Annotated in this window: 14 protein-coding genes; 6 read left to right on the top strand and 8 right to left on the bottom strand. The window is 44.6% G+C overall.

Going from position 1 to position 12,026, the window contains the following annotated elements:
- Positions 1-20 precede the first annotated feature (20 nt).
- From ACQ5BJ_RS00340 to ACQ5BJ_RS00325, 4 genes are all read left to right on the top strand, one after another.
- Positions 21-1,460 carry a sensor histidine kinase gene (locus ACQ5BJ_RS00340; RefSeq protein ID WP_268619831.1) on the top strand — a complete coding sequence of 480 codons (1,440 nt, stop codon included), beginning with the start codon at positions 21-23 and terminating at the stop codon, positions 1,458-1,460.
- A gap of 73 nt (positions 1,461-1,533) precedes the next feature.
- Positions 1,534-2,355: a DUF3919 family protein gene (locus ACQ5BJ_RS00335; RefSeq protein WP_005549725.1), complete on the top strand. Its 822-nt coding sequence runs from the start codon at positions 1,534-1,536 to the stop codon at positions 2,353-2,355.
- Positions 2,352-3,395 carry an ABC transporter substrate-binding protein gene (locus ACQ5BJ_RS00330; protein WP_005549726.1) on the top strand — a complete coding sequence of 348 codons (1,044 nt, stop codon included), beginning with the start codon at positions 2,352-2,354 and terminating at the stop codon, positions 3,393-3,395. Before ACQ5BJ_RS00335 ends, ACQ5BJ_RS00330 begins: the two co-directional genes overlap by 4 nt.
- 3 nt (positions 3,396-3,398) lie before the next feature.
- Complete coding sequence (locus ACQ5BJ_RS00325; protein WP_005549727.1) at positions 3,399-4,742, top strand: MFS transporter; 1,344 nt, start codon at positions 3,399-3,401, stop codon at positions 4,740-4,742.
- A gap of 101 nt (positions 4,743-4,843) precedes the next feature.
- On the opposite strand, the gene lepB is transcribed toward ACQ5BJ_RS00325, so the two are convergent.
- The 8 genes from lepB to ACQ5BJ_RS00285 form a co-directional block, all read right to left on the bottom strand.
- On the bottom strand, positions 4,844-5,341 hold the full coding sequence (lepB, locus tag ACQ5BJ_RS00320) for a signal peptidase I (RefSeq protein ID WP_005549728.1): 498 nt from the start codon (positions 5,339-5,341) through the stop codon (positions 4,844-4,846).
- A 187-nt stretch (positions 5,342-5,528) separates the two neighbouring features.
- Entirely contained in the window at positions 5,529-6,722 is a 1,194-nt protein-coding gene (locus ACQ5BJ_RS00315; protein ID WP_268619833.1) for an MFS transporter, read from the bottom strand.
- A gap of 32 nt (positions 6,723-6,754) precedes the next feature.
- Positions 6,755-7,267, bottom strand: coding sequence for a MarR family transcriptional regulator (locus ACQ5BJ_RS00310; protein WP_040736477.1), 513 nt, complete (start codon positions 7,265-7,267; stop codon positions 6,755-6,757).
- A gap of 372 nt (positions 7,268-7,639) precedes the next feature.
- Positions 7,640-8,374, bottom strand: coding sequence for a YdcF family protein (locus ACQ5BJ_RS00305; RefSeq protein ID WP_005549731.1), 735 nt, complete (start codon positions 8,372-8,374; stop codon positions 7,640-7,642).
- 15 nt (positions 8,375-8,389) lie between these two features.
- Positions 8,390-8,692, bottom strand: a complete 303-nt coding sequence (locus ACQ5BJ_RS00300; RefSeq protein ID WP_430107764.1) for a hypothetical protein — start codon at positions 8,690-8,692, stop codon at positions 8,390-8,392.
- A 224-nt stretch (positions 8,693-8,916) separates the two neighbouring features.
- Entirely contained in the window at positions 8,917-9,123 is a 207-nt protein-coding gene (locus ACQ5BJ_RS00295; RefSeq protein WP_430107761.1) for a GrpB family protein, read from the bottom strand.
- Between the two features lie 105 nt (positions 9,124-9,228).
- Positions 9,229-9,627, bottom strand: coding sequence for a RidA family protein (locus tag ACQ5BJ_RS00290; RefSeq protein ID WP_005549737.1), 399 nt, complete (start codon positions 9,625-9,627; stop codon positions 9,229-9,231).
- 36 nt (positions 9,628-9,663) lie between these two features.
- Positions 9,664-10,173 carry a GNAT family N-acetyltransferase gene (locus ACQ5BJ_RS00285; protein WP_289355283.1) on the bottom strand — a complete coding sequence of 170 codons (510 nt, stop codon included), beginning with the start codon at positions 10,171-10,173 and terminating at the stop codon, positions 9,664-9,666.
- Positions 10,174-10,398: 225 nt separating this feature from the next.
- On the opposite strand from ACQ5BJ_RS00285, the gene ACQ5BJ_RS00280 reads away from it, so the two are divergent.
- A complete protein-coding gene (locus tag ACQ5BJ_RS00280) occupies positions 10,399-11,190 on the top strand; it encodes a helix-turn-helix domain-containing protein (protein WP_430107758.1) in 792 nt (263 codons plus the stop codon).
- A 44-nt stretch (positions 11,191-11,234) separates the two neighbouring features.
- The gene (locus tag ACQ5BJ_RS00275) at positions 11,235-11,939 is read left to right on the top strand and encodes a transglutaminase-like domain-containing protein (protein WP_262866793.1); all 705 of its coding nucleotides are present in this window, start codon (positions 11,235-11,237) and stop codon (positions 11,937-11,939) included.
- Positions 11,940-12,026: the final 87 nt, after the last annotated feature.

Below are 12,026 nucleotides of genomic sequence, written 5' to 3'. Positions count from 1 at the left end.
TTGAACAAGGTGGATCGCTGATGACTTTGCAAAAACGAATTTATTTGGCACTATTAGCTCTTTTTATTCCCGTCATGCTGTTTCTGTATATTGTGCTCAATATTTCATTGCAGAACAATATTTATCAATCGGCTGTACATTCTCTGCAGAAGCTAAGCGTCGAGGCTCAAATTTATACGATTAATTATGTGGAACGCGAGCAGCAGGGCGAACCAAAAGAAACACTTCAGAAAGGGGCTCCGCTTATTGCCTCTTATCTGTCCAAACGAATGGGCGTTCGGGTACAGATCATGAATACACAGCAGCATGTCCTTGCGGATACGGAACGAGGTTCGCTGTCCTATGTAAATCAAGATACGGAGCAAGCTCTGCATGGCACCAAATCGTATATGATTCAAAAAGCTTCTCCTTCTCCGCTGCTCCTGTTCTCAAGTCCTATCTATGTGGACAATCAGGTCATCGGCTTGATTCGTTTCCTTCAACCGTTGGAGGAAGAGGCGCAATTGCTGAATCGAATGAATGCGACCTTTGCAATTGCTTTCCTAATGATTCTTGCCGTTGCTGTGCTTATTGCCAATCGCTTCGCGAAATCGTTAAGCAAACCAATTGAGCAGCTGCGAGATATGGCGAAGAAGCTTGCCAGCGGCAACTATAGTACTCGCATTGAATTAAGCGCTTATGAAGAAATCAGCCAGCTCGCTCACTCCTTCCATGCAATGGCGGACGCAATCGAGCTGCATGTGCAGCAATTAAGCCGTGAAAAGGACAAGCAGCGAGACTTTCTAGATCGAGTAACCCACGAATTAAAGACACCGCTTACCGCGATTATGGGGTACTCGAATTTAATTCCGCGTCTGAAATCAGCCGAGGATATAGAACAGAGCTTATATCATATATCCATTGAAAGTGAGCGCATGCTTGCGCTTGTCGAAGAACTGCTGACACAATCCAAGTACGGCAGCAGTCCGTTCTCGGTCTCTCCAACGATCTGTGATATCGCATCGATTACGGAGGAGGCGGTGTATGCGGTCCAGCCTCGATTAGACAGATACCAGATTCAGCTTCACAATCAACTAATGCCTACAATGGTGGTGGCTGACCCTGACAAGACGAAGCAAATCTTTTTGAATCTGCTTGATAATGCAATTAAGTATAGCGATGCTTCAGAACTAAAAATTGAACATATTTCAAGTGAGCAGTATGTATCGATCGCATTCCACGATGATGGGATCGGTTTAAGTCATGCGCTTATTGAACGGTTCGAGAATGCTTCTGAAGATGATACGTTAAGCTCAAGTAAAGGCAATGGCTTTGGTCTGCTCATCTGTAAACAATTAATGGCCCAGCAAGGCGGAGAAATGTCCATCCATTCAGAGGAAGGGATCGGAACGACAATAACTCTAGCCTTCCGGTCACCAGCAGCACTTGATTCACATCCGCTGCCGATTTTCACGAAATAATACATTTACGAAACAATTACGAGGCGATTATGAAATGATAGTCGTTTATGCTATCGAAGGAGAATAATGAAGGATGAACAAGATGTTAAGGAATGCCTTTCTATTTGGAGGTGTCATCCTGGTGCTGTCAATCGCCGGCTATTACTTGAATGAACAAGTCTATCAAAAAGTCGGCCTTATCTATGATAAGCATGAAGTACTGCAAAAAGTAAGCGATTCCCTTCCTGTGCAAGCAACTATCTTTCATGGGAAATGGGGAACTCTCCAAGTCAATGATGAGGTTAGTTTGCATGCATTTATATCCTACGTGGATCGCATTAAGCAGCAGTATGAACCGAAACAGAATATGACTGCGAGAGATGAAGGACAAGCCATGTTCACCGGACGAATTCGCTATTTGAATGGAAGTGAGCAGGCCTTCTCGCTCGATAATACCTTTACCCTTGGCAAGTGGTCCTACGGCCCAGGACACGAGACTCCTATGCTTTCTGCTATGCAGACGCAGCTGTTAAGTCTGTTCTATACGCCAGAACATTATGCAGAATTTATTCGCTCTTCTAAAGAACTGACCTATCGAATAGATGGTGTTCAGGGAAGTCTGCAAGATGATGAAAAGGGTTACTTGGTATCTCATATTAGACAGGCATCTGAAATAAAAGATCTGGTTGAAATTAAACAGCTGCTGCTGCGCAAGCAAAAGCCGCTCGGTTATCTTACCGCATTCAAGCAGGATAATGAGATGCTGAATGACCGCAACAATCTGCTGCATATGGTCGTATACGCCGATTACATCGTCATGGAATACATGGGCGATGACAACGGCAATTCAATCTATTTGCGGACAGAATTGGGGTCGCTACTTCATGGAAAGAACATAGGGGCACAATCAAAATGAGACAATTCCTATACCTTCTATTATTTATCTGCCTATTCACGCAGGCAGGCTGTACCAAAGATCAAAATACGATCACCGTAGATGAGCAAGGTGTGCCCCAATTAAATGGGCGCCATATTGTTGCATACGTCGCCGCTCGTGAGGAAGTCGGAAGCGCATTGCTATCCTCCTTCTGTCAACGAACGGGCTGTACGTACGAGTACATTCGTTTGTCCACTGAAGAAATATTGCGGCGTGTTACACAGGAATCTGCCAAGCCGCAAGCGGATCTCGTCATCGGCGGAACGATTGACGCACATATGACAATGAAGCAGGAGAATCTCTCCTCCCCTATCCGCAGCGCGAATCTCGCTGCCATTCCTAGTTTCTTCAAGGATGAAGACGGGTATTGGGCTGGATATGAAATTGAACAATTGTCTATTGCTGTCAATCGTGACCGTTGGAATAAGGAATTTGCGCCATTAGGCTTAACGATGCCCAAGAAGTGGGAAGATCTACTGCTTCCTGCTTACCAAGGGAAAATCGTTATGCCCGATCCGAACTACTCTGGAACGGCATATACATTCCTTTCCTCCTTATACGAGGCGTGGGGCGAGCAGAGAACAACGGCCTTTCTAAAGGGTCTTATCCGCAATGTTGGACTTCTCACAGTGAATGGTTACATGCCAGCTCAATACGTTAGTTCAGGCGAGTATGTAATCGGTGTCAATTTCCTTGGAGATCAGCGCAAGCTGCGCGATGCAGGATTCGATCTTGTTAGCAGTGTTCCGAAGGATACGAGCTTATCTGTGAATGGGATCTCTAAAATTCGGAATGCACCTAATGAGACCGCTGCGGACTGGTTCATTAATTACAGCTTGTCCCAAGAGGCGGCAGCTGTTCTGGAACAAGTATCGTTCGGTACTCCTACCGTTCATCAGAACGAGCAGGATATTTCGAATTCGGCTGTACTTCCCGTACACAGCTCACTACGCAGACATGAACAGATTTTGGATCAATGGAACAACTTGCGTGCAGACACAAAAGGTCAAGGAGAATGAGAAATGTTTGGTTGGTTGAAAAAAGCTCCCGCCATACCTCGATTGCCGGAGCACATGATTGCGAAGATGTATCGAATGTTTCGTATTCGTACATTGATCGGCATTTCTGTCGGTTATGCAGGCTACTACCTAGTACGTAGCAACTTTACGTTATCCACACCTTATTTGAAGAACGAGCTTGGGTTTACCACTTCTCAAATTGGTATGTTGAGCGCGGCACTCGCCGTCACTTATGGAATAAGCAAGTTCTTCATGGGGAACTTGGCGGATAAGGCCCATACGCAGCGCTTTATCGCTGTTGGTTTGTTTTTGTCTGCCATAATTAACCTTATTATGGGCTCTTCTTCCTCGTTCGGTCTCATCTTCATGCTGCTTATCGTGAACGGGGTGTTCCAAGGCATGGGCGCTCCTCCTTGCAGTATCGTTCTGGCGAACTGGTTCTCGAAGAAAGAGCGCGGTACCTATATGGGAATCTGGAATACGTCGCATAATATCGGCGGAGGCCTCATTGCGCCAATCGTCGGTGTTGCATTAGGGATTCTCGGCTCTGCTTACTGGCAATCCGCAATTTTCGTCGTTCCTTCGATTATGGCCATGATTATCGCCGTATTCGTATGGTTCTCCGGCAGGGATACGCCACAATCGATCGGCCTTCCGCCAATCGACGAATATCGTAACGATTATGATGATGTAGAACGCAATCCAGATGGCGACAAGCTGTCTATGAAAGATATCTTGATCAAATATGTACTTAAAAACAAATTCATTTGGTTCCTGTGCTTGGCGAACGTATTCGTGTACTTCATTCGCTTCGGCGTCTTGAACTGGGTACCATTATACTTGACGGAAGAAAAAGGCTTCACGCAATCGCAATCTCATGTTGCATTTGCTGTTTTTGAATGGGCAGCCATTGTGAGCTCGCTCGTCGTCGGTATACTTAGCGACAAGTTGTTCAAAGGAAACCGGATGCCGCTCTGTATTATCAGCATGGTCGGCGTCGTGTTGGCTACGCTCGTATATTGGCAGTCTTCGAACGTCCTTGTAATTACAATCGCTGTATCCATTATCGGCTGTCTCATCTATGTACCGCAGTTCTTGATTGGCCTTAGCGCAATCGACTTCGTACCGAAGTTCGCTGTAGGTACAACTGTTGGTTTGACTGGCTTGTTTGCATACTTGTTCGGTAACTTGACTGCAAGCGCACTTGTTGGATTTATCGTTGAATCCTCCGGCTGGAATGGCTGCTTCCTGATGCTGCTCGTAAGCGGCGTATTGGCAGCATTCTTCCTGACGTTGATTCAAATCGGACGTAAGAAGCATTTGCAAAAGACAGCAAACCAATCGTAAATGAAGTGAAACATAGTTACGAAATAGGAACGAAAGAAACCCTCTGCTGGCGGCTATTGAGCCTCACCAGCAGAGGGTTTTCTGTATAAGACTATTACGTGCTATTTACTAAAAACATGTGTGGGCACAATAGCCAGCACCTTGCCAATAATCTCATCCTTTTTAACAAACGGCTTCGCCCATAAGTGAGAATCGTAGCTATTATTCCGGTTATCTCCTAGGAAGAAATAGTGATCCTGCGGTACCGTAATCGGTCCATAGGAGTAGTTCATTTTCTCTTGTATATAAGGCTCATCGACTGGGGCGTCATTTCGATAGAGCTTGCCGTTCTTGACTTCGATACGATCCCCTGGCAAGCCAATAAGACGCTTTACATACCGTTCTTCAGCAACCGGGGAATGAAACACAACTATGTCCCCATTCTGCAAACTAGTAAGCCACATCATTTTTTCCACGATGAGGTGATCCTTCTTCTCTATCGTGGGGATCATCGAGCCTGTTGGTACGCTCATAGCCTCTGCAACATAAGCCTTAATAAACAGTGAAAGACATACTGCTATTAAAATACTTGGAATCCATTGCTTAAACGATTTCCACATAGTTCAGCTCCTTTCCCCTAAGAATAGCGCTTTATGTAACTTTGAGTTGCTCCCCGCATTCCTGCGAATAATAAAATGATACCAAAAATGACTGACACTTGCCAACACATCCCTCGCCTTAATCCCTTGTTCCACGGCAGCATCCCAATATGTTATAGACCTCGTCCCCCATACTGCTCGTTCAAAACTATTTCGCTACATGATGAGAAACGGGTTGCACATAAATCCGATTCCCCCCCCATATCGTCAGTATCGCAAATAATACGCCAAAAGCAGCAAATCCGATGCTTGAACCGAGCATTGCAATAACCAGTCCACAAATGAGCGGCCCAGCAGACATTCCAATATAACGAATCAAATTATATACACCCAAAGCACTTGCTCTCTGCTCCTCAAATTCACTGCTGATCATCGTTGAGAACAGCGGAGCAATTACCCCGCCAGCTATGCCGTACAATACTAATCCTATTGATAATCCTGCCAACGAATACGATTCTGACAAAGCAAAAATGATGATACTGCCTGCCGCTAATAGATTGCCATAAAGGAATAATTTGCTGTGAGCAACCTTAGCTTGAATAGCTTTGTACACAACTGTTCCGATAATCGTACTAATTGCCATTGGCAAATAAAGCAGGCCGACAACGGCCAAACTCAAATGATAGTGATCTGTCAAAAGTGCAGGCAAGTAGACAAGGATTGCAAAGTACAGGAAGAAATACAAGAATCCAAGAGTGAGAATGCCTCTGCCTACAGAATTGCGGAATACAGCTCCATATTGAACCACCATGCTTCTAAGATTGATAGATGCCGCTCGTTTTGGCGTGTCCTTCGGATAATACAAGCCATTGGCGAGCAGCAAGGCAACAGATACCGCAGTAAGGAACCAGAAGATACCTGGATAGCTGTATCTTTCTCCGATAAAGCCGCCAAGCACCGGTGCTGCTGCAGGGGCGATGGACAACAGCATTTGATAAGATCCCATCGCGCTTCCCCGCTCCGCTCCATGAAACAAGCTGCCGATTGTCGTCGCCGCAATTAACGGAATCGCTGCCGTTCCGACGGCTTGCAATGCTCGAAACACGAGAAACCAAGCAAAATCCTTTGTAACCGCACAGCCAATGCTGGCAGCTATGGCAATGACGATACCAGGCATCAGAATGAACCGTGCCCCCTTCACATCAATAAGGGCTCCGCACACGATCTGCATGATAGCTACGATAAATATAAACACCGATACAGAAGCATTCACCATCGACAACGATACCTGAAAAGTATCTCTCAATAAAGGGATAATCGGCGAATATATATTTTGCATCAGTGAGGCGAAGAACGTACTTAAACAGACGATATATAAAATAAGCTTAGCGTTGGAACGCATATATTTCCCTCCTCTATCTTTCAAATCTTGGTTTATTTCGATTCAGGTGCAGTGACAAGCAATTGTCCCTCCTGTATAGCCGTTATTCCATCCTGCAGGAGCTGCTTCATGAACTCCAACTGCTCTGTGCTGTAGCGGCTAATAAAGCGATTAAATAACTGATGTGCCCGATCATGATATTGTTCATGCAGGGAAAACACCTTTTTCCCCATCGGAGTCAACCGAAAGTATATCTCCTTCTTGTTGTCATTCAGTTGAGACTTGCGAATCCACCCCTCCTTCAAAAGCCTGCTATTGATCTTCGAAATGTTCCCCTTGCTAATTCCCATCTTCTCCGCTATAGCTGTCAGGTTAATGGGCTCGGAATGTCCAATGCAGGACAGCACGTGAATTTCCGTTAGATGAAAGTTGTAGTGTTCCGAGACCGATTCTCTAATCTCCTCAAGAAAAGCTTCGCCTTCCAACTTCTCTTGAAGCTGCTGTTGATGAAGAAATTGTGTGTACAGTTCATGAACTTGATGTTTCAATGCCGAGTTATGATCCACTTCGAGCACTCCTTTGTGCATAATAGTTTCCTACGAAACAGTATTAACAAGGTTTTATATGAGGTTATTGTATTTTAATACTTATTATCGTTTCACATGAAACAATAATAAGATTACTACGCCTGGCAATTATTTTCAACCATTTTTTATCTTCGTATTTTTCATAACATCCTTTCTTGGTCAATTATCATGTCAATACTGTTTATCAAGCAGCATGTATTCATGGATGTGATTGCGGGTATCCTTGTCGCAGAAATGGTCTACACACTTATACGCAGATGGAGATAACGGCTCAAGTGCATCTTATCCGCTATTCTAAAAAAGGGAGAAGCCCGTTTCGGTACACGAGCATCTCCCTTTATTCCATATTGGTTACACAAGAAAAGCCTTAATCATCGCGAGAAATTCGCGAATCATATTCGTTGGTTTAAGATGTGTTGGGGAATCGCTGGAGATTCCGTATGGTGCGAATCCAATTCTCTTAGCAAGCATCTTGGATCGATACATGTGAAAGTCACTCGTAACGATCATCAAGTTCGTTTTAAAGACTCCTCTATCTTGAAGTAAAGCTTGTGAGAACCGCAAGTTTTCTTTCGTGGTTGTCGATTTGCTTTCTACAATTATTTGTTCCTTGGAAACGCCGTTTCGAATAAGATACTGCGCCATTGCAACCGCCTCCGGTATATCTTCGCCAGGTCCCTGGCCTCCCGAGACGATGACAGGTATTTGAGGATTTGCACGAATATATGGCAGGCTGGCATCGAGCCTATCTTTCAATGTAGCGGATAGCTCAGTGCCTTTAAGCCCGGTACCGAGCACAATTACATAATCAACGGGCATCTGATCACGATCATCCGAGCCCATCTCCGATAGGATAAGCGATTCAATGACGATAAATAGAATTAGGCATGCTGCTGTGCCAATGAGCAAAACGTTGCGGAACCACTTATGCTTACGATAGTTAAATTTACTCAACAGAATATAGAGAAAACTTAGTGAGCATATCAACGCGACCTCAAAAGTCCTCCCGTATATAACGAACAATCCAATACACAGCCCAATCAAAGCAATATCAATAAACTGTGACTTCCGATTCCAGCTATTCATCTCACTCTCCTGCTTCTATGAGTTCACCAAGGTTAATCCACACTCTGGACAAATACGCTCATCCTTGCTCACCCGTTGTCCACAGCCTGGACAGCATTCACAATGACGAGTATCATCGCCTTGGTTAACAGATTGTGGAGTTGGTGCATGAACGAGTGTATGCCCGTTACCCATGCGCATTTCCACTAATATATCTCTTATTTCTTTTATGTGCTCGGCCATCTTAGACTGTTCAACGGCAGATTGTATCAAATGATACCAAATATATAATCCGATTACAGCAAGAATGATGATAACAACAATCTCCAAATGATTCATCCTCTCAATTATGATGAAATAGAAAAAACAAAATTAAATTGTGCAGAATGCCTCTATAAGTATCTTTGCTGTCTGCTGTTCTCTATGTCAAGAACCTATTTTACAAGCACTCGACAATTGAATGGCTTCATGGAATCGCATACGTTCTCACCCGGAGCTTCACGGAAATAACGCTTCGTCTTGTCTGAATTATCTGCTCGATGAATATAGCCAATCGACTTGAATTAGTGAACCATATGTTCAAAGTCATCCCACGAACGAACAGATATTTGAATATCGATAATCGGCTTGGCTGCCAATCCTTCCACAGAAGTAGAACCAATATGGTAGATCCGAGCAGCTGCATCGCCTAGCGCTCCTCTTGTCCGTCGTCCACTCTCAAGAAATTCCGTTTTCCACGATGAATGGTAAGGCACAATTTCAATTTCCATAAGTCTTGCTATCTCCTCAAAAGTCTCCTAGTTTCATGTGCATAGACAATTATAGATGGCGCACAGTCACTTCAACAGTAGCTGACACCTATCAAGTACCCCCGTCTATACAACCGTGTCCGTCACAATCGCCTGTACTTCGATCTCAACGAGCAGGGCAGGATCGATAAGCGCCTTAACTTCCACCATGGTAGCTACCGGGCAAATGTCGCGGAAAAATTCACCGTGAGCTCTGCCGATTTCTTCCCACTTGGATATGTCTGTGACGAATATTCTCGTTCGTACAACATCGGACATACTGGCCCCAACTTCGTGAAGCGCATCAGAAATAACTTGTAGAATATATGTAGTTTGCGCATAGGCATCATTCACACCGACCGCTTTACCATCGCGCATCGCTGTTGTGCCCGCAACTTCGACTTGATTGCCCACTCGTATCACTCGGCAATAGCCTACCAACGGCTCCCAAGGTGATCCTGTAGTTACCCGGACTCGTTCAGTCATGTATCCAACTCCCTCTATATTACTCCGATGTTACCATTAGAGCTTCTTATAATAAATAACGGTTGCGTGGTAACTTCCATCTGCAGACTTGGCGAATTCCGGAATCCGCCCAGCTTCTATATACCCATTCGAGTGGTACAACAAGTTGGAAGGATCTCCTTCTCTTGTATCAAGCACCAGCAGGCTTCGTGCTTCATCGTGCGCGCAGTCTTCCACAATACGCAGCAACCCCTTGGCAATTCCCATTCTTCGCTGGGATGGGTGCACCATCAGCTTCGCCACTTCCGCACGATGAAGGGCATTGGGCTTTTGAGCGAGATGCAGTTGAATTGTACCGCACACTTGACCGTTAACTACTGCAATCCACAGACGCATCCCAGGCTGCAGTACTTCGGCCCAATAGTCTTCCGCCATCTTACGATCCAGCGGAGGCAGGAAACCTATTGATGCATTATCATTCACGACGTCCATTAACAACGAAGATAACCCGTGAAGCACTTCTTCATCCAACTGCTCCACCTGTCTAATTTGAACACGATTATCCATAGAACTCCACTCCGTTCGTCTGTCATCTATATTCCAGAACATGCTTCACAAAATCCTCAATTCCCATGATATCTATTATTATCCACTTCAACAGAGCCTGTCAAAGAAAGAAGTGCCTAAAAAACATCGACAATACTGCTCCTACTCTCTTTACTTCAATCGTACCGATAGGTATAATTCGAGCCAATGCTCCATTTGTCAATTCAGTATAGGAGGAGTAATAACATGCCTGAGATTGAGTGTCCCTACAGCCTTATTTTGTATTTTGGCAGCGACCATTTATCTTTTCTCACGAACAAGGTACAGGCAGATAATCACAGCCATAATTACATTCAGCTTACGATCGGCCTCCAGCAAGATGTAGTGATCACCATAGAAGAACAAGCCTATCAAGCCTCTGGCTTCATTTTGCAGTCCAATGCCGTTCATGAGCTGCACGGACTTGGACAATGGCAATGGTATATGCTCGTCAACCCTGAATCCGCATTCGGTGAGCACCTGAAGCGAACCTATTTACAGAATTCGAAAATGCATGTCCTGAGCAGCATTCAATTAGAAGCGCTGCAGCATCTTGCAATCGCGCAATTATTCTCAATAAAGGATCCTGACGATTACGGCAGTACATGGAGCACATGTAAGCACATATTGGGTTTTCCAGATAACAGCCTCAGCAACCTGCAATCTGTTCTGGATGAACGTCTCCACAGCATCATGCAAGCAATTGAGACGATTCCTGCTCATCAATTGACCGTGAAGACACTTAGTAAGAAACTATTTCTATCTGAGAGCAGACTGTCCCATCTATTTAAAAATAGGGCTGGCATTTCACTAGCAAGTTACCTTGTTCATCACAAATTAGAAACTGCATTTCATGCCATCTTTAACGGAAAACCCATGACCGAGGCTGCTATGGACGCGGGCTTTAATAGCTCCTCTCATTTTTCAAGAACGGTAAGAGACAAGCTTGGCATGACTGCTCGCGCAATTGTTCAACATAGCAGATATTTGAAAGTATAACGTCCCCCACTCCCTTATAGTTGAAGGGAGAAGGGGGAATGGACATGAAATCCTATTTGCAGGCAACGTCGCTAGTCGATTATAACCATCCAACGATACAGAAGCTTATCTTAGAACGATTCTGGAATGAAGCCAATGACTACGAAAAGATTCGCCAAATATACGATTACGTGCGCAATCAAATTAAATTCGGTTATAACCGGGGAGACGATATACCCGCCTCAGAAGTTCTTGCAGATGGCTATGGCCAGTGCAATACGAAAAGCATCCTGCTTATGGCTTTACTGCGTGGAGTCGGAATCCCTTGTCGTATTCATGGCTTCTATATCGATAAGAAAATGCAAAAGGGAGCACTTACCGGCATTGTCTATACATTTGCTCCCCGCAACATTGTTCATGCCTGGACAGAGGTACAATATCAAGGGAAATGGATCGCTTTAGAAGGTGTCATTATTGATGATCCTTACCTATATCAAGTAAAAGAAATGCTTTGCAGCTATAATGGGGGCCATATCGGATACGGCGTTTCCGTGAAAGACAAAAAGAACATCAATTTATGCTGGCGTGGCGACAGCACCTATATTCAGAACTTTTCAATCACAGAGGATTTAGGCTGCTTCGATAGCCCGGATGAATTTTTTTCCGCCTATAACAATACGCAGAGTCCATTCAAAAAAGCCATGTTGAATTTGCTTCGCAAGCGGATCAATCGACGAACAGACGCAATACGGGAAGGCAAGTTGAAATAATATCAAGCTAAAGCTAACCTCAACATAAACAGCCTATCTCTCCGAAGAGGATAGGCTATTTTTCTTTCTCCTTCCCAATCGATTTAG

Source organism: Paenibacillus sp. B1-35, assembly GCF_050474385.1.
GTDB lineage: Bacteria > Bacillota > Bacilli > Paenibacillales > Paenibacillaceae > Paenibacillus_B > Paenibacillus_B alvei.
The sequence above is the reverse complement of the archived record's forward strand: the minus strand, read 5'-3'. Positions and strand labels throughout refer to the sequence as shown.

Coding starts and splice junctions, on each gene's coding strand:
- ACQ5BJ_RS00290 (WP_005549737.1), bottom strand. CDS start 9,627: ATGACTGAACGAGTCCGGGTAACTACAGGATCACCTTGGGAGCCGTTG.
- ACQ5BJ_RS00275 (WP_262866793.1), top strand. CDS start 11,235: ATGAAATCCTATTTGCAGGCAACGTCGCTAGTCGATTATAACCATCCA.
- lepB (WP_005549728.1), bottom strand. CDS start 5,341: ATGTGGAAATCGTTTAAGCAATGGATTCCAAGTATTTTAATAGCAGTA.
- ACQ5BJ_RS00335 (WP_005549725.1), top strand. CDS start 1,534: ATGAACAAGATGTTAAGGAATGCCTTTCTATTTGGAGGTGTCATCCTG.
- ACQ5BJ_RS00340 (WP_268619831.1), top strand. CDS start 21: ATGACTTTGCAAAAACGAATTTATTTGGCACTATTAGCTCTTTTTATT.
- ACQ5BJ_RS00315 (WP_268619833.1), bottom strand. CDS start 6,722: ATGCGTTCCAACGCTAAGCTTATTTTATATATCGTCTGTTTAAGTACG.
- ACQ5BJ_RS00295 (WP_430107761.1), bottom strand. CDS start 9,123: ATGGAAATTGAAATTGTGCCTTACCATTCATCGTGGAAAACGGAATTT.
- ACQ5BJ_RS00285 (WP_289355283.1), bottom strand. CDS start 10,173: ATGGATAATCGTGTTCAAATTAGACAGGTGGAGCAGTTGGATGAAGAA.
- ACQ5BJ_RS00280 (WP_430107758.1), top strand. CDS start 10,399: ATGCCTGAGATTGAGTGTCCCTACAGCCTTATTTTGTATTTTGGCAGC.
- ACQ5BJ_RS00325 (WP_005549727.1), top strand. CDS start 3,399: ATGTTTGGTTGGTTGAAAAAAGCTCCCGCCATACCTCGATTGCCGGAG.
- ACQ5BJ_RS00300 (WP_430107764.1), bottom strand. CDS start 8,692: ATGAATCATTTGGAGATTGTTGTTATCATCATTCTTGCTGTAATCGGA.
- ACQ5BJ_RS00305 (WP_005549731.1), bottom strand. CDS start 8,374: ATGAATAGCTGGAATCGGAAGTCACAGTTTATTGATATTGCTTTGATT.
- ACQ5BJ_RS00330 (WP_005549726.1), top strand. CDS start 2,352: ATGAGACAATTCCTATACCTTCTATTATTTATCTGCCTATTCACGCAG.